We start from the raw sequence: 19,638 nt of genomic DNA, 5'->3' as shown, positions 1-19,638 counted from the left end.
GAACGTGCACCCCCGTTCAGAGCAGTCCGACGGGCGGGACGGGAGGGGAACCCTCACCTTGGACGGATATGAGAAGAGCGCGAGGTTCTGGCATACACCGGCGCCAGCGCTGGACGGCCACCGGAGCCGGAGCCGCGATCGCGGCCGGGCTGACCACCCTGGCCCTCGCCGGCACCCTGCCCATCCGAGCCCTTCCGACCCCCGCCCCAGGCCCCCCGCACGCCCCGGCTGCCCCTCTCACCCTGGCCGACGTGCTGGAGCCCCCGGTCATCACCCGCGAACAATGGGGCGCCGACCCGCGCCTCCTCGACCAGAAACCCCGCTACGCGGACGCCGTACACGCCGTGGTCCTCCACCACACGGGCCACTCCAACGACTACGACTGCTCGGACAGCCCGCACCTCATACGCGACATGTACCGCACCCACGCCGTCGCCAGGGACTGGGGCGACATCGGCTACAACTTCCTGGTCGACAAGTGCGGCAGGATCTACGAGGGCCGCCAGGGCGGCGTGGACCGCCCGGTGGTCGGGGCCCACACCATCGGCCTCAACCGGGGCACGACCGGCATCGCCGCGATAGGCACCTACACCGAGGGCGCGCCCGTACCGAAGCCGCTGCGGCACTCCCTCGCCGCCCTCACCGCCTGGAAACTGGGCCTCACCGGAACCACCCCGGCCGACCAGGCCCGGCTCGTCTCGACGGACAACAGCAGCAGGTTTCCGAAGGACTCCTCGGTCCGGTTGCCGACGGTCTTCGGCCATATTGACGGGTACGAGACGAACTGCCCGGGAGAAGCACTCATGCAGGCGGTGCCCACCCTCCGTAAGGAGGCGACCCGCCTGCAGAGCAGGGCGAAGGCGGTCATCCAACAGCACCGCGAACACCCGCGGAACCCCAAGGACCCGGCACGACACCCGGACCGCTGACCACCCAGCGCCCCCACCGAACGCACCCCCCGGCCGAGCGCCCCGCGCATCCGGGTGATCCGCTAACCTGTCCCCAGGCCGACTACCGGGCCTCCGTAGCTCAGGGGATAGAGCACCGCTCTCCTAAAGCGGGTGTCGCAGGTTCGAATCCTGCCGGGGGCACCACACTGCGATGCGTGGATCCGCAGGTCCGTGCGGCTCCGGACACGCCTGGCTCCCGCTGCGGCGGGCGCACGCGGGTGGCGGCGCCTGGGCGCGCCGCCGCACAGGTCAGTCGGGCCTGGCCATCGAGTGGATCTGCTCCGGAAGCTCGCGGAGCACCCCGAGGGAGTACGTGAGGTCCAGGGCTGCGGCCTCGGCCTGGTCGCGGCTGAGGGGATGGTCCATGCCCGCCTCCCTCGCCTGGTCGTTGAGCTGGGCGACGAGGTCGTTGAGGTCCCTGGCGAGAGCTTTCACATCGCCGACGCCCTTGCCGAGGTCTTCGGCGAGCCGCACGACGGTCTGGGCCGGGGTCTCCTCCACCTGAGCGACACGGGTCGGGTCGGTGCGCCCCACGGCGGGGATCGTGCCGGGGAGAGGCGCGGGGGCCGCCGCGGCGTCCTCACCGCGGGGCTTGTAGCTCCGTGTTCCGTCCTCCTTGGGGAAGGTCCGGTTGAACCACGCCCTGGTGGCGGTCCCCTCGTACGGATTCCCCTGGTCGTCGATCTTCCTGGGCCTGCGATCCTGCTCATCCATCGCCAGGGCGATCTCACGGAGCAGACCGACGGCCCTCCTGCGGTGCTTGCGCAGGGCGTTCAGGCTGTTACCGACCGTACGCCGGACGCGTTCGGCTCTGGTGCCGTCGTCGTCGTCGGTTTTCTGGCCGGTGAGGGAGCCGCGGTCGGCGTCGATGATGTCGAAGGCCGCCAGCCAGTGCGCGGCGCGGAAGGCGATCAGTTCTTCGAAGGCGTGGTCGTCGGTGTCCGCGGCGTCGAGGAGTTCGGGGAGCCGGCGCGGGGAGGGTGAGAACCCCTTGCGTGCGTCCGTCACCTTGAAGGTCTCCGCGATGCGCGGGTTCCAGGCAGCGGGGTACGACTCCGAGGTCATGGCGGACCAGGCGCGGGCGCGAAGGCGGACCTCCCGGCTGGTCAGTTGGGACGGCATGCCTTCGCTCAGGGCCCGCCGGATCAGCCTGCGCTGCGGCTCCTTGGTCGGAAACAGGTGGGTGAGGAGCAGCATCGACCGGAGATCGCGGAGCTCGGACACCGAGGCGTCGGACGCCACCCCGGGCAGCGCACGGACGGGGGTGGTGCCGGAGAGCACATCGGCCGTCAGCTCGTCCATGATGCCGTCGGCGACATAGACGCCGAGCACGGTGCGGCCCAGCGCGCGGCTGCGGTCGTTCGGCGCGAACTCCAGTGGCGGGTGGATGTGTTCACGGCGGTTGCTGCCCTGCACGATGCGGTAGAGGCGTTGCGGCTCGGGGCAGCCGATGACCAACTGGGCCGTGACCTCGGCGACCCGGGAGGCGCGGACGGCCGGTGCGTCGTCGTGGCCCTGCGCCACGGCCTCCGCGTACTCCTGGTTGAGCCGGCGGGAGAGGGCCTTGAGCCAGTAGGCGGGGTTCAGGGAGATGTCCCCGCCCTCCTCGGCCAGCTTCTTGAACGGCACTCCTGTGAGCACCTCGGCCGAGGAGACGTCGAAGAGTTCCTGTCGCCGCCAGGTGCGGTTGTTGCCGCGGACGGCCATCCAGCCCCAGTACGCGCCCGGATGGAGCGGCCGGCCGTCGGGGTGCTCGGGCGGTGGTTCTGTGAGGCGGGTCTGCTGGGGGACGTAGAGGCAGGGCTCCTGCTGGCCGTTGAGGACCAGGTCCTCCTTGAGGTCGTAGGAGCGGTGGCCGTCGCGGTTCTCGAGTTCCGCGGCCGCACGCTCGACCCTGGCGACGAGCGACCGGCGGTCGGGGGCGGTGCTCTCCAGCGCGGAGAACGTCACCTCGCGGCCGTCCTCGGTGCTCCGGATCCACGGGCGCACCAGGGGCTGCCGTGTGTGCTCGCCCGCGGAGGCGGGGTCGGCGACGGACCGCCAGGTGGAGCTGATCCGTTCGTTGTGTTCCCAGACCACGCCCCCGACGCCGTGCATCCGTACGTCCATGACGAGCAGGTCGCCGGCCTCGGCTCTGATCCTCCGGGCGATACCGGCCCGTAGCCTGCGTACGCCGTGCTCCCCCCTGGTCAGCGACCCCTTCGGCCAGACGATGAACGGAGCGATGTTCTCCAGGGCGCCCCGGGGGACGTTGGCGCCCTCCTCGGCGAGCACGGCGTCGATCCACCGGGCCTGCCAGTCGGGTGTCGGGGGAGAAGGGTACGGCCCTTCTGCGTCTGTGCTCATGTGCATACTCCTCGCCTGACCCGGAGCTAACTGCCCAGCACGTAGAGCAGGAGGGCGCTCACCAGCGTCAGAGATCCGCCCAGCCCCCAGAGCACGCGTTCGACGGAGCGCATCCGGGCTTCCAGGTCACGGTTGGACCGCTCGAGTTCGGCGGCCCGGGAGGCCATCTCCTGCACCTTGCCCTCGGCGGCGAGCAGCCGCTCGTGGATGTGACTGAAGGGAATGTTGATGCCGGGCTCCTGCTGGCCGGCCGGCGACGCGGTCATGTCTCTCCTCGACGTAGTGGATCTCCGCTTGCCCTGGTGGGAAGTGGGCAGCGGTCTCGCACTACGTGAGGCCGGTCGCCGCCACGACCGACACGGTCCGCCGGAGCGGCGGCAAGTGCGTCATGACCGCCCCTCAGGTCCGTCGTCCCGATGAACCGCCGGCGCGCGGTCCGCCCGGTGACGCATGGGGCGATCCGGCATGGGGAGGTTCGCAGCCGCCCGGGGTTCCGGGACGGGCTGACGGGAGTCAGGCTGCATAGGGCGCAGCATCCGCGTACACCCTGGCAGCGCACTCGGGGCGATACATCACATGACAGAAAATGGATGAGAAGTGCCCGGATGGTGTCATCCTCTGTTTTCTTCCGTTGACCTCCAGACGACCGCGACGTCAAGCCGGTCATGCGGCGGCTTGCGGCCGGCCCGGGTCCGGCGGCGCGTTCCCGGCGCCGCCGGCCGGCTCAGCCGCGCGTGGTGTCCTCGGGCAGGATCGCCGCCGCGGTCTCGCGCGCGTATCTCGCCGGGGCGGTGCTGCCGGAGATGGCGGCGAACGTGAGGGAGCCGGAGTACAGGACCAGGAAGCGGTTCGTGACCGTGTCCGGGTCCGGGACCCCGGTGGCGGCGATCAGGCCGCGGAGGTACGTGCTGACGGCGAGCTGGTGGTCGCGGACCGCGGCGGCGGCGCCGGGGCTGTCCGCGCCGACCTCGTTGAAGGCGTTCGTGAACGGGCAGCCGCGGAAGTCCGGTTCGCCGAACCACCACTCCAGCCAGGAGAAGACCGCCAGCGCCCGCTCCCGCGGCAGACCGGTGGTCTCCTTGGCGACGAAGTCGGCCAGTTCCCCGCGCACCCAGCGGTCGCGTCGCCGCAGGTACGCCTCGACCAGCTTGTCCTTGGAGGCGTAGCAGCCGTACAGCCGCTTGAGGGAGACGCCGGCGGCGTCGCGGATCCGGTCCATGCCGACCGCGCGGATGCCGTGGGCGTAGAAGAGCCGGTCAGCGGCTTCGAGTACGCGCTGCCGGGCGGCCTCGTTGTCCGCGTCGTCCATGTCCCCGCTCCGTTCCGCCGGCCGTACGCCGGCGTGCCGCCCGTCGCACCGCTGCGTCGTCCACAACGTACCGGCGCTGTCCCGATCTTGTCGCGGCAGTGTCCGGCCGCTTGAGAACGACCGTTCTCCAGACTACTCTCCCCGGAGAACGGTCGTTCCCCGGCCGTTCCGCACCGTCGGTGCCGGCGGACCCGGGACGGGGGTCCGGGTCCGCCACGCACCGCCGGGATCTCCCGGCGCAGGAAGGACCGGGAAACGGGGACGTGCCCGCCAGACGGGACACGACACGGCGGAGGGCCTGTGCTGCGCGTGCATGTCACCGCCGCCGACCTGGCGCGCACCCGGATCGCCGACGGTCCGGACCCGCTGGGGGAGACCGTTCTCAGCGTGCATCAGCTCACCGAACGGAGCCGGGTCCCGCGCTGCGCGCCTGGCGTACGCGGGAGTGCACCCGCGGCCGGTCCGCGCTGCGGATGCTGCGGCCGGTGATGCCGCCGCGGGGCTACTTTCCCGACTTCCTCACGACGGCGGCCTCGCTGGGCGGCCTGGAGTCCGGCATCGACGCCGTGCTGTCCACACCCCGCTCGCGGCTGCGCGCCCAGTGGGCCCGGCTGGTCGCCGGCCTCGTGATCGCGGACGGCGCCCTCGGGGTCTCCGCGGGCGCCGCGATGGCCGAGGACGACGACCGGGACCACTCCTTCCCGGCGCAGGAGACGGACCAGCAGGTCGCGCCGCCGGGGACCGACGGGCCCTGAGGCCCCCCGGTCCGCCTCCCCGGGGGCCAGAGGAGGCCGTCGGGGGCGAGACCGGCCCTCCGACCGTGTCGCGTTTGCGGTGGAGCGCCCTCTAAGTCGTAGCGTCCGAGACATGACGCACACGACCACTCCGCAGCACCACATCGGCTCCGGATTCAATGCCCGGAGCACCACCGCCGACGTCCTGCGGGGCGTCGATCTGAGCGGCCGGCTCGCCGTCGTCACCGGCGGCTACGTCGGCCTGGGACTGGAGACGACCCGCGCCTTCGTCGGGGCCGGGGCCCGCGTCGTCGTACCGGCCAGGCGGCGCGACGTCGCCGAGGAGGCGGTCGCCGGGCTGACGGGCGCCGGCTCCGGCGGTGGCCGGGCCGGTGCCGGAAACGGGGGCGGGGCCGGGGCCGGTGTCGAGGTCGAGGAGATGGACCTCGCCGACCTGGACAGCGTCCGCGGGTTCGCCGACCGGTTCCTCGCCTCCGGCCGCTCCCTCGACATCCTCATCAACAACGCCGGCGTCATGGCCACCCCCGAGACCCGCGTCGGCCCGGACGGCTGGGAGGGGCAGTTCGCCATCAACCACCTCGGCCACTACGCCCTCACCAACCACCTCCGCCCCGCCCTGGTCCGCGGCGGCGGCGCCCGCGTCGTCGCCCTGTCCTCCCGCGGCCACCACCTCTCCGGCATCCGCTGGGACGACCCGCATTTCCGCGCCGAGCCGTACGACAAGTGGCTGGCCTACGGCCAGTCGAAGACCGCCGATGCGCTCTTCGCCGTCCATCTCGACGCCCTCGGCCGGGATCACGGCGTACGCGCCTTCAGCGTCCACCCCGGAGAGATTCTCACCGAACTCGCCCGCCACGTTCCGCGCGAGGAGCAGATCGCGCAGGGCTGGATCGACGAGGAGGGCAACCTCAGCGGCGCATTCAAGTCCATCGAGCAGGGCGCCGCCACCCAGGTCTGGGCGGCGACCTCACCGCAACTGGACGGCCTCGGCGGCGTCTACTGCGAGGACTGCGACATCGCCGAGCTGACCGACCCCGACCGCGGGCAGGAGATGCACTCGGGGGTACGCGACTACGCCACCGACCCGGACCAGGCCGCCCGGCTGTGGGCGCTGTCGGCGGAGCTGACGGGCATCGACACCTTCGGAACGGCGTCCGCCAGGGGGTGAACCCGCGCCCGGCCGGCGCCACCCCGGCTTGCGGCACCCGGTAGTCGTCGGAGGTACGCCTGGCCGGATGCGGATACGCCGACGGGACCGCGGCCCGTCGGCGTACGGCCGCCCGGCGTACGCCCCCGAGGACCCCGGGCGGTCAGCAGCGCTTCTCGGACGCGGCCTGGTGGGGCAGCAGCGCGCCCTCGGGGCACAGCGTGCCGACGGCGGCCGCACACTCGTCCGCGGTGGCGGTGCCTGCTGACGCCCCGAGGGGTGTCGAAGCATCTGATCGCACGCCGCGCAACGAAGCGCGGGCGCACCGGCATTGGCGCCGGCGCACACGGACGGCACCAGCGCGACCCTCCCCCTGTCGGGCATGGGGCGCGAGGCTATAGGGAGCGCCCTGCTGTCACGGTGTGTTCAGCCCGCGTGCGGGAAGGAACCGTCCTCGTCGGGCGGCGGCTCTGGCGCTGCGAAGACTCGGAGGAACTTGTCCGCCTCGTCCTTTCTTCCCGTTGCCCGTACGCCCTCGGCCACACGCGCCGCCAGATGGACCATCTCGGGATCGTCGCTGTTGAACCCGAGCCACCGCATCATCTGCTCGGCCACCCACTCCTCCGGTGGCACGACCGCCTCCTCCGGCCCCGGCGCGTGTTCCGGCTGCGGTGCCTCCTCCGTCACGGGCTCCTGCTCCCGCGCCTCCAGCAGGTCGCGGAAGGGCGGAGCCACCTCGCTGTTGTTGGCCGCGGCGGAGAGCTGCGCCAGCAGCCCGATGCGCTCCACCGTGCCCTCCACCTGCTCGCCGTTGCGCGCGAGCCACCAGACGACCGCACTGCCGGGATCCTTGAGCACGTCGTCGGAGAGATACATGCGCTTGTTCCGCTCGTAGTTGCGCTCGTGCTCCCAGACGTCCTCGTCCTTGCGTACGTCCGACAGCTTGCTCAGGCGCTCCCGGTCGGAGTCGGACAGAACAAGGCCGACGTCCTTGGCCATGGCCAGCACACGGCCCGAGGCATCCGGTTCCATGACGCTCAGTACGCCGTTGAGCTGGTGCTGCGCCATGGCGGGCGACCGCGGTGACTGCCGGGCGGCGAACTCCCGGGCGCGCAGCAGAACGGCATGCACCGCGAGGCCGCAGGGGTCGAAGTGCGGGGTCCCGCACTCCTGCGGGATCCAGCGCACGGTGGCGGAGAAGAGGAAATCGTAGTCGGGCATGGCGCTGGGCAGCGCGACGTTCGTGACGCGGTGCTCCTGACGCGGCGGGGGAGGTATCGGGAGGTCGGGCTCCAGGGTTGCTTCGGGCAGGATCCGGTCGCCGCGGGCGGCGCCCGCCCGGGCGGCGGCGACGGCACCGGTCAGCGCTGTGGCACCAAGGGCGGGCCAGTACCAGCGGGGCCAGTCGGTGGCGAGGCCGGCGATGGTGAGGACAAGCAGGCAGATGACGGTGAGGAAGACCGTCAGGGTGCGGTGACCGGAACTCATCGGGCGGCCTCCGGGCGGTCGTCGCGGTCGGAGGGCGGGTCTGCGACGGGCCTACCGCCGATGCCCTGGGAGATGTCGAGGCATCGGCGGTAGTGCTCGGCCACGTCGCGGCGCCGGGCGCGATCGGTGCCGGGCTCAAGCGCCCAATGTTGTGAGAGGAGGTACGTCCGGCCCGCGGCCGTGGGGAACGGGGCCGCGGCGGTGGCCAGCGTCGTGAGCAGCGCCTCGCGGTCCGCTCCCGCGGTCAGGACGGCCTCCAGCCAGGAACGGGCGTGCGGCATCCACTCCTCGTACGGGCGGTGCGCGAACACGGTGGCCCAGCACTCGGTCAGCCGCCCTCGGGCAGAGGGGTCGGCGCACAGGGCCGGGTACCGGGCCGCCGCGTCGGCGAGAGCGAGGAAGATGCGGGCCTCGGACGGCCGCCGGAAGCCGGCGGGGCCCATGCCGTAGGCGGTGAGGCGGGAGAGCAGCAGGGCGCAGAGGCGGGGTTCGCTGGTCGCCAGGCTGAGCAGGGCGTCGAGCGCGGGGCGGCGGGGGCCGTCGTCCTCGGCGCGCGCCAGGTAGTGCAGCCGGACCAGCGCCTCGTCCGGATGGGTCACGGCGATGACGTCGGAACAGACGAGGGTCAGTGCCATTCGGTACGCCCGGGACAGGCTCTCTTTCCTCAGTTGAATGAGGATCTGCTGCCGTACGGCGCGGCCCTGGATATCGTGGCGCAGCCCGGCCGCCAGCGCCTGCACGGCGTCTGGCATGCACCCACCCGTTCCCTCGGGGGTCCACTCGCGGGCGAGTGCGACCAGTTCCCCGGGATGGCCGGTGCGTAGCGACTGCTCGGCGAAGTTGCCGATGAGCCGGTCCCGTTCCTCGGGGTCCAGCCGCATGCTCCGGACGCAGTGCGCGACCCAGGTACGGAACTGGGGCCGCAGGTCGGGGAAGTACGACCAGAAGTGGGTGAGCACCGCTCGGACGCGGCCGGGCTCCGTGAAGCGCACCCGGCCGCCGCTACCCGCGACGCAACCGAGGTTGCTCAGCTCCGCGTTGAGATCGGCCCGGTCCAGGCGGGGGCGTTCGTCCTCGGGATGGCCGAGCGCCGCCAGCAGTGCGGTCACGGCGTGGAAGACGGTGTCCGGGGCGGAGCCGTGGAACATCGCGACGGTCAGTACCAGCGCCCGCTGCCGTCCGTCGGCCAGCCCGCTGATGAACTCGGGATCACGCGGGTCGTCTTCCGCAAGCTGCGCCAGCCGGTCGGGCCACCAGGTACCAAAGGATCGGTCGGGCGAGTCGTCCCGGGAACGTCGGATGAGATCTGCGAGCCGCGCGACGTCGCGCATCGGGGCGGCGGCGAGGAAGCGGGCGAGAGCGGGCGCCGCGAGTGCGGACGGTGACGGCGTGATGCCTTCCCGGCGCAGGTGGCGCAGCAGCACGTGGTCAGCGCGCGGCCGGCCCAGGTGCACCGAGAGCCGCTGCAACTCCGCGGTCAGGGAGCCGTCGAGGTGCGGGGAGAGCACGACGACGAGCCGCGCGTGGCGCTCCTCGACGACGGCGCGGAAGGCGGACAACTCCCTCTGGAATCCGAGGAACCGGGTCGCCTCCCAGCCGGAGAGGTCGAGCAGCAGACGGTCGCCCTCGGCGACGGCCCGACGGTCGAGCGTCGCCCGTCCCTCCTCGCCGTCTTCCGGGTCGACCTCGTGGATGCCGGCGTCGGCGGTGGTCCGTTCGTACAGCAGCATCTGCGCTGCGGAGCGGCGTCCCACGCCCGGTTCTCCGGAGAGGACGACGGTGCGGTTGTCGCGCAGCAGACCGCGCGCCTCGCCGAGCCGCCGGGGCGGAACGAAGCGCTGGTAGAGGAAATGGAGTTGCCGCTCGGCGATGGCCCGCCGGTCCTCGCCGTGGGTGCCGAGGCGCTGGGACGCCTCGGCCATCTCCGCGATGAAGACGTACTGGTCGCCCGGACCGCTGTGGAACGGGGCGTACGCCTGGGAGACGAAGGTGCCGAAGTCCGTCATCGGTCGTTCTCCCGGCGGCGGCGCGCGGGGCCGAAGTTCTGGTCGATGCCGCCGTGGTCACTGCCGCCGACGATGTTGCCGTCGCCGCTGACCTGGGGGCCGTTGATCTGGTCGCCGTCGATCCGGTCTCCGTTGATCTGGTCGCCGGAGCCGGTGTGGAACGGGGCGTTCGCCTCGCCGACGACGGTGCCGATACGGCCGCTGATGTTGCCGATGCCGCCGCTCTGGCCGGTGTTGTGCATGCCGCGGGCGGCGTCGTCGGACCCGGGCACGGCGTCCGCGGAGGGCTCCGCCGAGGCGGCGGCGGGATCGCTGCCGCGGTCGGCGGCGGCGAGTTGGGGAACCTGCTTGGCGAGTTGGTCGCCGATGAGCGCAAGGTCGTGGCGGGCGGTGCGTAACGTGAAGCGCATGTACTGGCAGTCCGCCAGCGCGACGATGCTCTCCGGCAGCCGGGCAGGGTCGAGCTGCTCGGTGCTGCGGCCGACGAGGACGGGCATGACGGCGACGCCGTAGGCGAAGGCCTCCTCGATCTCGCGGCGCACCCAGTCGTCCTCGTGGTCGAGCGCCCTGGTGCCCGGCCGGGCGGGGTGGACGGTGTCGGTCCAGCCGGCGCCGATCAGCGCCAGCAGGACGCTGCTGCGGCGGACGCCCTTGGTCAGGGCGTCGTTGTAGTTCTCGCCCGGGGGGATGGACTGGGCGGCGAGGAAGACCATGCCGTCGCCGAAGCGGCGGGTCAGCTCGTGGTAGATCGCGTAGGCGGCGTCCTTGCCATCGCTCGTGCGGTAGTTGATGAAGATTTCGGGCATGGCGGGGTGTCCTTTCGTACCTGTGGTGGTGGAACGGGTGGTGTGGGTCAGCGGGTGGTACGTGGCGCGGTGGCGGTCAGGGCCGCGGTGAGGTCAGGGCTCAGCTCCCGTACGGCGGCGTTGCGCGGGTGGCGGCCCAGGATGCGGGCCGTGCGGCGGAGGTCGGCGGCGATGGTGGCGGAGTGGACGAGGGCGGCGTGGCCGAGGAGGGGACGCAGGAGGTCGCAGGCGTGCTCGACCTGGCCGGACGCCGCGTGCGCGAGGGCCAGCCGGACGCCGGAGCGGGTGCGGCTGCGTAACGCGTGGGGTGGCATGCGGGCCGTCTCCCGGGCGAGGTAGTCGGCGGCGCGCTGGGGGCGGCCGAGGTGGTACAGGCACCAGCCGGTGTACAGCGACACCACGTCCGCGACATGGGAGGCGCCGACGACCGGCTCCGCGGGGTCAGGCCCATCGAGGGCGAGGAGTTCGCGGGCCCGGTCGAGGCTGTGCATGGACGCGCTGTAGTTGCCGTCGAGCGCGTGGCCCTGAGCCTCGTGCTGGGCGGCGAGGCCGCGGATACGGGGCGGAGCGTCCCTGTTGCGGGCCTGCCCGGCGAGGTCGACGGCCCGCGCCACCTCGCCGCGGAGCAGGCTGACGAGGGCCCGCCGGACCAGACCGTACGCCGCCAGGTGGCGGTCGTCGCCGGCCTCCGCCAGTGCCACGGCCCGGTCGGTCCACCACAGGGCGGCCTCGTCGTCGCCGGACTCCTGGGCCATCCAGCCGGTGTACTCGGCGAACCGGGCGGACAGGACCAGAAGTTCGCGGCGGGTGCGCGGGCCGCAGCGCAGGGCGAGCTGCTCGGTTGTGTGCGTCTGGGCGATCAGCGCGGGCAGCAGGAGCGCAGGGCCGGCCGTCTGGCCGAGGCGGCGGAACTGGGAGAACATCGCGCGGGACGCCTCGACCAGGGTCGTCCCCCCGGCGTCGGCGGACGCACGTATCCCACGGGCGTCGAGCGCAAAGGCGGGGGCGGCTTCGCGGCCGGTGTCGTGCGCGAAGACCGCGGCGGCGTCGAGGCCGGCGCCGGCCGCGGCGGCGCGCCGGCCCGCCGTCGACTCGAACCGGTTCGAACCGTCTTTGTGCATGCGCAACGACCACACCTCACCGTCATGGTTCGCAGGAGAGCGCCGGGGGGACGCGGCGCGCTCGGGGACGAGACCGGCGAGCGCGCCACCCGCGCCGAGCGCGGTGTCGCACCACCGGGCGAGCTCGGGCGTGGGACTCTTCTGCCCGGTCTCGACCTTGCTCAGATAGCCCTTGCTGTAGTGCACCAGCGCGGCGAGCCGGTCGAGCGTGAGCCCTGCCGCCAGGCGCTGCCTGCGAAGTTCGGGCCCGAACCAGTGGGTGCGCTCAGGCATCCGGCCTCCCGTGACCGGACCGCTCACGCGGCCGTCGATCGCCGGCATCAGTCAGCCTGCGGCACCGGACTCGGGCGGAACAAGGCGAATGTGGTTGTTTCCCGTTTCCCATACGGAGAGTGAACGAATAGGTCTCCTCGGCTGTCGAGGGTGTCCCCGCGCCAATCGTCAGGGGGCCGTGGGGGCGGGGGCCGGGGGGTGGGGTTTGTTGCCGGCTGGGGTGCCGGCAGCGTGGTGGAAGGCGGCGTAGGGGCCGTTGCGGGCCAGGAGGGTGTCGTGGGTGCCCTCCTCGGCTATGCGCCCGGCGTCGAGGAAGACGATGCGGTCGGCGCTGCGGACCGTGCGCATGCGGTGGGCCACGATGACGACCGTGCGCCCGGCCATGAGGCGTTCGATGCCCTGGTGGACCGCCGCCTCGTTCAGAGGGTCGAGCGCCGAGGTGACTTCGTCCAGCAGGACGACGGGGGCGTCCTTCAGCAGCGCGCGGGCGATCGCCACGCGCTGGCGTTCGCCGCCGGAGAGCGCGGTGCCGCCCTCGCCGACGCCGGTCGCCCAGCCGCCGGGAAGGCGGTCGACCACCTCGTCGAGGCGGGCGGCGGTGGCGGCGGCGCAGACCTCGGCGTGGGTGGCGTCGGGGCGGCCGAGGCGGACGTTGTCCTCGATGGTGCCGTCGAAGAGGTACACGTGCTGGAAGACGATGGCGATCTTGGACATCAGGGTCTCGGTGGCGATCGCGCGGACGTCCTGGCCGCCGATGCGGACGGCGCCCCCGTCGACGTCGTAGAAGCGGGTGAGGAGGTGCAGCAGGGTGCTCTTGCCCGCGCCGGACGGGCCGACGACCGCGAGGCGTTCGCCTTCGGCGACGGTCAAAGACACGCCGTCCAGGACCGTACGGTCGCCGTGGCGGAAACGGACCGCGTCGAACTCCAGGGCGTGACCGGCAGGCTCGGCCGGGTCGGAGGCTTCGGGGAGGGGCTCGGTGCGCAGGACCCTGTCGAGTCCCGTCACCACGGTGTGCGCGGCGCGGAACTTGCCCGCCACGTCCGACAGGGACAGCAGCGGGTCCGCGCAGCGGGCGGCGAGAACGAGGAGGGCCAGCACGTCGGCCGCGCCGATGTCGCCGTCGAGTGCGAGGTAGGCGCCGAGAGCGAGGAGGACGGTGAAGAGCGCCTGCACCGTGAGTGCCAGGCCCAGGGCGCCCGGCAGCACGGACAGGGTGGTGCGGCGGGAGGCGCGCTGCACGTCGTGCAGGGAGTCGTCCAGCAGCCGGAACCGCTCGGCGGACCTGCCGCCGGCGCGCAGCACGGGCTGGGCCTGAAGGTATTCGATGACGCGGCCGGCGGCCTCCTGTTCGCGGGCGGCGCGCTCCTCGTCGGCGGCGGCCATCGACCGGCTCGTCCAGACCTGCACGGCGGCGACCACCGGGACGGCGGCCAGCGCGGCGAGTCCCAACTGCCAGTCGAAGACGAGCATGACGGCGACGATCGTCAGCGGGGTCACGGCGGCGGAGACGGACGGGGCCAGCAGGTGCGCGATGACGCTCATGGCCTGGAGCACCCCCTGGCCGGCGAGGGCGGAGACCTCGCCGACGCGGCCCGGGCTGTACCAGCCGACGGGCAGCCGGGCGAGGTGGTCACCGAGCCGGTGGTACAGCCCGCGCAGCAGTTCGACGCCGACGCGGAAGCCGGCGAGGTCCCCGGCGAACCGCAGCACGCCGTAGACCGCGAAGACGGCGCCGTAGGCGATCAGCCAGGGCCAGGCGTCCTCGGGCGAACTGCCGAAGAGTGCGCGCAGCACGGGGACCAGCAGCGCGTAGGACAGCCCCTCCACGACCGCCGTCGCCAGCATGAGCACGAGGGTCCCGAGCATCGGGCGGGCGTGCCGGTGTCCCAGCACCCGCAGCAGGGTGCGGATCATCGGGGCTCGTCTCCTTCCCGGACGGCACCGCGGCCGGCCGTCGCCCTTGCGGGGGTGGGTGCGGGTCCGGCGGCGGGCGGGGCGCCGGGGCCGGGCGGGGTCTCGGGCCGGGGCTCACCGGCGTCTGCCGCCGCGGACCGGTGCGTACGCCAGAACTCGGCGAACGCACCTCCTCGGGCCAGCAGCTCCGCCGGGCTGCCCTGTTCCGCGATCGCCCCGTCCGCGAGCAGCACGACGGTGTCGGCCTCGGCGACGGTCTCCAGGCGGTGGGCGATGACCAGCGTCGTCCTGTCGTCGCCTGCGGGAGTCGCGAGGGTGCGGCGCACCGCGAGTTCCGTCTGCGGGTCGGCGAAGGAGGTCGCCTCGTCGAGCACGAGGACGGGGGTGCGTGCGAGCAGGGCGCGGGCGAGGGAGAGACGCTGTGCCTCGCCGCCGGACAGCTCCGCCTCCTGGCCGATCACCGTGTCGTAGCCGCGGGGCAGTTCGAGGATCCGGTCGTGGACGTGCGCCCGGCGGGCGGCACCGATGACGTCCTCCCTGCTCGCCTGCGGTACGGCGAGGGCGATGTTGTCGGCGACGGAGGCGCGCAGCAGGCGGACGTCCTGGAAGACGAACGAGACCGCGCGGTACAGGTCGGCGCCGGCCATGTCGCGGAGGTCGACGCCGCCGAGGAGGACCGCGCCCCGGCCGGGGTCGAAGAACCGCGGCAGCAACTGGACCAGAGTGGATTTCCCGCTGCCCGACGGGCCGACGACCGCGGTGACGCTGCCCGGTTCGAGGACCAGGTCGATCCCGCGCAGCACGTCACGCTCCGGCCCGTAGCCGAAGTGGACGCCGCGCAGCTCGACGCGGTGGCCCCGCGGCGTGAGCGGGCGCGCGGGCTGCGGCAGCGGGTCCACGTCGAGGACGTCCCGGATGCGCGCGACGGCGCGGCGGGCGCCCTGCAGGTCGTCGAAGCCGTGGCCGAGGGCGGCGACGGGGGCGGTGAGGCCGAGGCCGAGGAGGAGGAACGGCAGGAGGTCGGCGGGGGCCAGGGCACCGGCCGTGATCATGGAGGTACCGCCGACGAGCACGACCAGCAGCACGAACGGCGGCGACAGCGCCACCTGCATGCCGGCCCCGATCGGCGAGAGGCCGTGGACCATCCGCTGGAAGACGTCGGCGAAGTCGTCGGCGGCGGAACGGAACGCGCGGTGCGCGCGATCACCGCCGCCGAACGCCTTGACCTCGGCGATCCCCTGCACGAACTCGACGGACGCGCTGGAGATCCGGCCCATGGCCGCGTCGAACTCCTCCTGGTCGCGCACCCGCGCGGGGGCCATGAACAGCGGAACGTGCGCGAGGGCGAGGACCACCGGGATGAGCGTGACGAGCGTGAGCCGCCAGTCGACGGTGATGAGGTACGCCAGGGAGACGCCCGGTACGACGAAGGCGGAGACCAGCTCGCTGGGCGCGTGCGCGATGAGCGGGTGCATCGCGCCCACGTCCTCCCGGAGCACCTTGGCCAGCTCACCGGTGCGGCGCCGGGAGAACCAGCCGATGGGCACGTTGCCCAGGCGGGCGGCCAGCCGGCGCCGGAACGTCAACTGCACCCGGCCGTCGAGGAGATGCCCGGCGCCGGACGACGCGGCCGTGAACAGCAGCCGCACGAACAGCCCGGCGGCGCCCACGGCGACGACGGTCCAGACGCGGTCACGGTCGACGGGACCGGCGGCCAGCAGCGCACGGCCCAGTTCGACGACGGCGAGCAGCGGCACGAGGCCGGCGAGGGCACCGACGACCTGGAAGAGAACGACGGCGGCGAACCCGCGGAGGTGAGGCCGGACAAGCCCGGAGACCGTGCGGGAAGAGACGGGCGACGCGCTGGCGTGCGGTTGCGTCGCGTGGGCGTCCGGCGGCGACGGGGGGTGCTCTGTGCCGACCGCGCCGTCCTCCGGCCGCGTCCCGTTCGCGTCGCCGCGCGGAGGGTCCCCCTCCGCGCGGCGCGGCAGCACCGTGGCGGCGATCAGGACCGCCACCACCAGCAGCGCCGCGCACAGCGTCAGCCCCAGCGCGTACCCGGCGCTGAGGGCCTCCGGCGTCCGGGCCTCTCCCGTGCGGTCGTGGGCCACGGTGCCGAGGGCCGCCAGGCCCAGTGCCGCGCCCAACTGGCGGGCACTGTTGAGCAGGCCGGAGGCCATGCCCGCCTCGTGGGCGGCGACGCCGCCGGTGGCGACGCTGACCAGCGGGCCGAGGACGAGGCCGAAGCCGACACTCGCCAGGATCGACGGCCCGAGAACGTCCGCCGCGTACGAACCGTCCGCGTCGACGAGGCCGAACCAGGCGAAGCCCGCCGCCGTCAGCAGCCCGCCCCCGGCGAGCAGATGCCTCGGCGCACACCGGTAGCCGAGCTTCACCGCGAGCACCGAGCCGGCGACCACCCCGAGGGCGAACGGCAGGAACTGCAGGCCCGTCTGCGCCGGCCCGGTCCCCAGCACCCGCTGCAGATAGAGCGACATGAAGTAGAACGACGAGGCCATCGCCCCACCGATCACCAGCGTGTACGTGATCGCGCCGAGCACCGCGCGGTTGGCGAGCAGGCCGAGCCGCACCAACGGATCGCGCCCGGTGTTCCGCTCGACCAGGACGAACGCGGTCAGCAGCGCGAGGGCCACGGCCAGCGTCGTGACCGTGACGGCGGAGGTCCACGCGTGCCGGTCGGTACGGACGATGCCGAAGACCAGCAGCGACATCCCGCCCGTCGCCAGCACTCCCCCGAGCACATCGGGACGGCCCCGCTCTGCGCCACGCTCCCCGCCGCCGGCGAGCCCCCGTGACCCGCCGGCCGCGACGCCACGCCAGGTCATGGCCAGCGCGATCAGCACCATCGGCACGTTCACGAACATCACCCAGCGCCAGCCCGCGTACTGAGTGAGCACGCCGCCGATCAGCACCCCCAGCGCGCCGCCCGCGGCGTTCATCGCGCTCCAGACTCCGAACGCCCGGACCCGCGCCCGCCCTCCCGGGAACGTCGCCGTCAGCAGCGCCAGCCCCGCCGGGGCGAGAGCCGCGGCGCCGACGCCCTGGGCGGCCCGCGCCGCAACCAGGTGGCCGGGCTCGGTGGCGAGGCCGCCGAGGAGCGAGGCGACGCCGAACAGGCCGAGGCCGATGAGCAGCATTCGCCTGGGCCCGTACCGGTCGGCGGCCTTGCCGCCGAGCAGAAGCAGTCCGCCGAAGGTGAGCGCATACGCGTGGATGACCCACGTCAGACCCACCTCGCCGAAGCCGAGAGCGGAGCCGATCTCCGGCAGCCCCACGTTCACCACCGAGAGGTCCAGCGACACCAGGAACTGCGCCACCGCAGCCGTGGCGAGCACGAGCCCTGCCTCCGCCCTGCTCCCGGAGCCGCCCGCCGCCCGTTCCCGGCCCGCCGCCCCCGCCTGCTCCCCCGTCATGAGTCCTCCCGTGCCCCGTCCGACTTCCGGAACATGTTCCGGAACACGTTCCTAAAGTACCCCATCCCTCCGACAACCCGCCGGAGTGGTCGCTGACCTGGGGCGATTTCCCCGGCAGGCTCCGGGGCAGCATGATGGGACGGTGCCCGGACAACGAGACCGCCGACAGCCCGCCCCCACGCCCTCCGGCCGCACCGGCCGGCCGCGCTCGACGTCGCGCGCCGAGATCCTCGCGGCGGCCCGCCGGGTCATCGACGAGGACGGCTGGGAGACACTGACGGTCCGCCGGCTTGCCGCCGAGATCGGCGTCGGGACGACGACGCTCTACCACCACGTCCACAACAAGGACGACCTGGTGGTCGAGCTGGTCAACCAGCACCTCGGCCAGCTCCCGCTCCCCGAGCTGCCCGACGACCCGCGCGAGCGGATCATCGTCGCCGCCACGACGATGCACGACGCGCTCACCGACTGGCCCTGGGCGGCCGAGGCGCTGACCGCGGACGGCTTCATCGGGCGGCTCGGCGACTCCGCGCTGTGGATCGTCGAGACGATCGTCGCCGGCGCGGTGGCCGCCGGGTGCACGCAGGGGCAGGCGGTCGACGTCTTCCGGAACATCTGGTACTACACCGTCGGCGAAGTCCTCGTACGCGCCCGCTCGGACCGCCGCCGCGCGGAAGTCGGCTCCGCCGACCTGGCGTTCGGCCTGCGCCGTCTCGACCCGTCCAGGCAACCGCAGTTGGCCGCCATCGGCGAGCTGTGGCCGGAGCGGTCCGCCCTCGACCTGTACCCGCGGGTGCTGCGGATCATCGTCGACGGATTCCTCGCCGAGGCCGGCCGGCCCGCATAAGCCCGCCCGCGGTCGGCGCGGCCTCGGGGGACAGACGGCCTGTGCGCGGACATCCTGCTCACCGGCGCCCGTCCGGACATCCGCCGTATCCGCGCCGTGCTCGCGCACAGCCTGCGGACCGGCGACGGCTAGTCCACCACCGCGGCGACGGCCTCGATCTCCACGAGCTGGTCGGCGTAGCCGAGGACGGTGACGCCCATCAGCGTGCTGGGCACGTCGTGTTCGCCGAAGGCGTCGCGCACCACCTGCCACGCCGCCACCAGGTCCTCCTGGCGGGTGGAGGCGACGAGGACGCGGGTGCTGATCACGTCCGGCAGCGCGGCGCCGGCGTCGGCGAGCGCGGTGCGCAGGTTCTCGACGGCTTTCGCCGCCTGTCCGGCGTAGTCACCGACCGCGGCGGTGGAGCCGTCCGCGTTCAGCGGGCAGGCGCCCGCGAGGAAGATGAGCCGGGCCTCGGCGGGCGCGGTGGCGGCGTAGGCGTATTCGGCGACGTCCGACAGGGACGCGGAACGGATCAGCGTGACGGCACGGGGCACGGGCGCTCCTTCGGAGGCGGGTCGGGCGCCTACGACCCTCGCAAAGCCCGGCCCCGGCCCGCCACGTATTTCTCCGCGGCCCCGGGAGTCACAGGGGGCAGGGGTGGTAGTGCAGGCTCAGCGCCGCGTCGACCGCCTTGCTGGTACGGGTGGACGCGGCGATGACCGCCGGCCACGAGCCGTACCTGGAGTGGAGCTGGTCGGCGGTCGGGCCGAGGGGGTTGCCGTACTTGGCCTGGTTGCGCTCCTCCAGGACGCGGACCTCCTCCGCCGACATACCGGCGCGGGTGATCTCCTTGGCCTGGTTGCGCATGCCGACGAGCTTCCTGGCGATCTCCTCGTCGGAGGCGCCGGCCGCGCGCATCCGGGCCTCGGTGCGGCGCATGTCCTCCAGGAGCCCGTGGTAGCGCATCCGCGACTGCTGGGCCGCGGCCTTCTCGTACCACGGCAGCGTCCGGATCCGGCACACGGCGGGATCGTCGCTGGGGCACGGCTCCGTGGCGGGGGCGGACGGTGCGAGCGGACCGGTGACGACGGAGCCGCACTCTGTGGCCGGGCAGGCGGCTGCGGGGTCCGCGGCCGGGCCGGCGAGCAGGGCGGCGGCGGTGAGGAGGGGCGCGAAAAGGAGGGTGAGGGCACGGCGGAAACCGCGCGCGCCGCGGGGAGCATTTGCGTACATACGCGGATTTTCGCCTCGGATACG

The 19,638-nt window shown here is 73.2% G+C and carries 16 protein-coding genes and 1 tRNA gene; 5 read left to right on the top strand and 12 right to left on the bottom strand.

Translation table 11 applies throughout. The features are described from left to right. The first annotated feature begins 68 nt into the window (after nucleotides 1-68). Together I003_RS0105845 and I003_RS0105840 are read left to right on the top strand one after the other, a co-directional pair. Nucleotides 69-929 carry a peptidoglycan recognition protein family protein gene (locus I003_RS0105845; protein WP_027770654.1) on the top strand — a complete coding sequence of 287 codons (861 nt, stop codon included), beginning with the start codon at nucleotides 69-71 and terminating at the stop codon, nucleotides 927-929. A gap of 89 nt (nucleotides 930-1,018) precedes the next feature. Then, a tRNA-Arg gene (locus I003_RS0105840) sits at nucleotides 1,019-1,094 on the top strand. A 105-nt stretch (nucleotides 1,095-1,199) separates the two neighbouring features. Here I003_RS0105840 and I003_RS0105835 read toward each other — a convergent pair. The 3 genes from I003_RS0105835 to I003_RS0105825 all read right to left on the bottom strand — a co-directional run bounded on the left by I003_RS0105835 (nucleotide 1,200) and on the right by I003_RS0105825 (nucleotide 4,605). Then, on the bottom strand, nucleotides 1,200-3,296 hold the full coding sequence (locus I003_RS0105835) for a hypothetical protein (RefSeq protein WP_027770653.1): 2,097 nt from the start codon (nucleotides 3,294-3,296) through the stop codon (nucleotides 1,200-1,202). Between the two features lie 26 nt (nucleotides 3,297-3,322). Continuing rightward, on the bottom strand, nucleotides 3,323-3,562 hold the full coding sequence (locus I003_RS0105830; RefSeq protein ID WP_027770652.1) for a hypothetical protein: 240 nt from the start codon (nucleotides 3,560-3,562) through the stop codon (nucleotides 3,323-3,325). Between the two features lie 458 nt (nucleotides 3,563-4,020). After that, nucleotides 4,021-4,605, bottom strand: coding sequence for a TetR/AcrR family transcriptional regulator (locus I003_RS0105825; protein WP_027770651.1), 585 nt, complete (start codon nucleotides 4,603-4,605; stop codon nucleotides 4,021-4,023). A 485-nt stretch (nucleotides 4,606-5,090) separates the two neighbouring features. Between I003_RS0105825 and I003_RS36725 the strand changes: the two genes are divergently transcribed. Next, nucleotides 5,091-5,360 (top strand): hypothetical protein, encoded by a 270-nt coding sequence (locus tag I003_RS36725; RefSeq protein WP_486584102.1) that lies wholly within the window; start codon nucleotides 5,091-5,093, stop codon nucleotides 5,358-5,360. A 112-nt stretch (nucleotides 5,361-5,472) separates the two neighbouring features. Continuing rightward, nucleotides 5,473-6,528: an SDR family NAD(P)-dependent oxidoreductase gene (locus I003_RS0105810; protein ID WP_027770649.1), complete on the top strand. Its 1,056-nt coding sequence runs from the start codon at nucleotides 5,473-5,475 to the stop codon at nucleotides 6,526-6,528. Nucleotides 6,529-6,670: 142 nt separating this feature from the next. Here I003_RS0105810 and I003_RS35925 read toward each other — a convergent pair whose 3' ends face one another. The 7 genes from I003_RS35925 to I003_RS0105780 form a co-directional block, all read right to left on the bottom strand. Further along, entirely contained in the window at nucleotides 6,671-6,808 is a 138-nt protein-coding gene (locus I003_RS35925; RefSeq protein WP_158688941.1) for a hypothetical protein, read from the bottom strand. 125 nt (nucleotides 6,809-6,933) lie between these two features. Next, a complete protein-coding gene (locus I003_RS0105805; protein WP_027770648.1) occupies nucleotides 6,934-7,995 on the bottom strand; it encodes a hypothetical protein in 1,062 nt (353 codons plus the stop codon). Continuing rightward, nucleotides 7,992-10,001, bottom strand: a complete 2,010-nt coding sequence (locus tag I003_RS31550; protein WP_051368107.1) for an nSTAND3 domain-containing NTPase — start codon at nucleotides 9,999-10,001, stop codon at nucleotides 7,992-7,994. The genes I003_RS0105805 and I003_RS31550 overlap by 4 nt, the downstream gene beginning before the upstream one ends. Further along, nucleotides 9,998-10,807, bottom strand: a complete 810-nt coding sequence (locus tag I003_RS0105795; protein ID WP_027770647.1) for a toll/interleukin-1 receptor domain-containing protein — start codon at nucleotides 10,805-10,807, stop codon at nucleotides 9,998-10,000. Before I003_RS0105795 ends, I003_RS31550 begins: the two co-directional genes overlap by 4 nt. Before the next feature lie 47 nt (nucleotides 10,808-10,854). Next, a complete protein-coding gene (locus I003_RS0105790) occupies nucleotides 10,855-12,201 on the bottom strand; it encodes a helix-turn-helix domain-containing protein (protein ID WP_027770646.1) in 1,347 nt (448 codons plus the stop codon). A 168-nt stretch (nucleotides 12,202-12,369) separates the two neighbouring features. Beyond that, nucleotides 12,370-14,118 (bottom strand): ABC transporter ATP-binding protein, encoded by a 1,749-nt coding sequence (locus tag I003_RS0105785; protein WP_027770645.1) that lies wholly within the window; start codon nucleotides 14,116-14,118, stop codon nucleotides 12,370-12,372. Then, the gene (locus I003_RS0105780; RefSeq protein WP_027770644.1) at nucleotides 14,115-17,474 is read right to left on the bottom strand and encodes an MFS transporter; all 3,360 of its coding nucleotides are present in this window, start codon (nucleotides 17,472-17,474) and stop codon (nucleotides 14,115-14,117) included. Before I003_RS0105780 ends, I003_RS0105785 begins: the two co-directional genes overlap by 4 nt. Before the next feature lie 220 nt (nucleotides 17,475-17,694). Between I003_RS0105780 and I003_RS0105775 the strand changes: the two genes are divergently transcribed. Continuing rightward, a complete protein-coding gene (locus I003_RS0105775) occupies nucleotides 17,695-18,399 on the top strand; it encodes a TetR/AcrR family transcriptional regulator (protein WP_027770643.1) in 705 nt (234 codons plus the stop codon). Between the two features lie 128 nt (nucleotides 18,400-18,527). Here I003_RS0105775 and I003_RS0105770 read toward each other — a convergent pair whose 3' ends face one another. Beyond that, nucleotides 18,528-18,935, bottom strand: a complete 408-nt coding sequence (locus tag I003_RS0105770) for a Rid family hydrolase (protein ID WP_027770642.1) — start codon at nucleotides 18,933-18,935, stop codon at nucleotides 18,528-18,530. Nucleotides 18,936-19,023: 88 nt separating this feature from the next. Further along, on the bottom strand, nucleotides 19,024-19,614 hold the full coding sequence (locus I003_RS0105765) for a hypothetical protein (RefSeq protein WP_027770641.1): 591 nt from the start codon (nucleotides 19,612-19,614) through the stop codon (nucleotides 19,024-19,026). Nucleotides 19,615-19,638: the final 24 nt, after the last annotated feature.

This window comes from Streptomyces sp. CNQ329 (assembly GCF_000482585.1).
The sequence above is the reverse complement of the archived record's forward strand: the minus strand, read 5'-3'. Positions and strand labels throughout refer to the sequence as shown.

Coding starts and splice junctions, on each gene's coding strand:
- I003_RS0105845 (WP_027770654.1), top strand. CDS start 69: ATGAGAAGAGCGCGAGGTTCTGGCATACACCGGCGCCAGCGCTGGACG.
- I003_RS0105835 (WP_027770653.1), bottom strand. CDS start 3,296: ATGAGCACAGACGCAGAAGGGCCGTACCCTTCTCCCCCGACACCCGAC.
- I003_RS0105830 (WP_027770652.1), bottom strand. CDS start 3,562: ATGACCGCGTCGCCGGCCGGCCAGCAGGAGCCCGGCATCAACATTCCC.
- I003_RS0105825 (WP_027770651.1), bottom strand. CDS start 4,605: ATGGACGACGCGGACAACGAGGCCGCCCGGCAGCGCGTACTCGAAGCC.
- I003_RS0105810 (WP_027770649.1), top strand. CDS start 5,473: ATGACGCACACGACCACTCCGCAGCACCACATCGGCTCCGGATTCAAT.
- I003_RS0105805 (WP_027770648.1), bottom strand. CDS start 7,995: ATGAGTTCCGGTCACCGCACCCTGACGGTCTTCCTCACCGTCATCTGC.
- I003_RS31550 (WP_051368107.1), bottom strand. CDS start 10,001: ATGACGGACTTCGGCACCTTCGTCTCCCAGGCGTACGCCCCGTTCCAC.
- I003_RS0105795 (WP_027770647.1), bottom strand. CDS start 10,807: ATGCCCGAAATCTTCATCAACTACCGCACGAGCGATGGCAAGGACGCC.
- I003_RS0105790 (WP_027770646.1), bottom strand. CDS start 12,201: ATGCCTGAGCGCACCCACTGGTTCGGGCCCGAACTTCGCAGGCAGCGC.
- I003_RS0105785 (WP_027770645.1), bottom strand. CDS start 14,118: ATGATCCGCACCCTGCTGCGGGTGCTGGGACACCGGCACGCCCGCCCG.
- I003_RS0105765 (WP_027770641.1), bottom strand. CDS start 19,614: ATGTACGCAAATGCTCCCCGCGGCGCGCGCGGTTTCCGCCGTGCCCTC.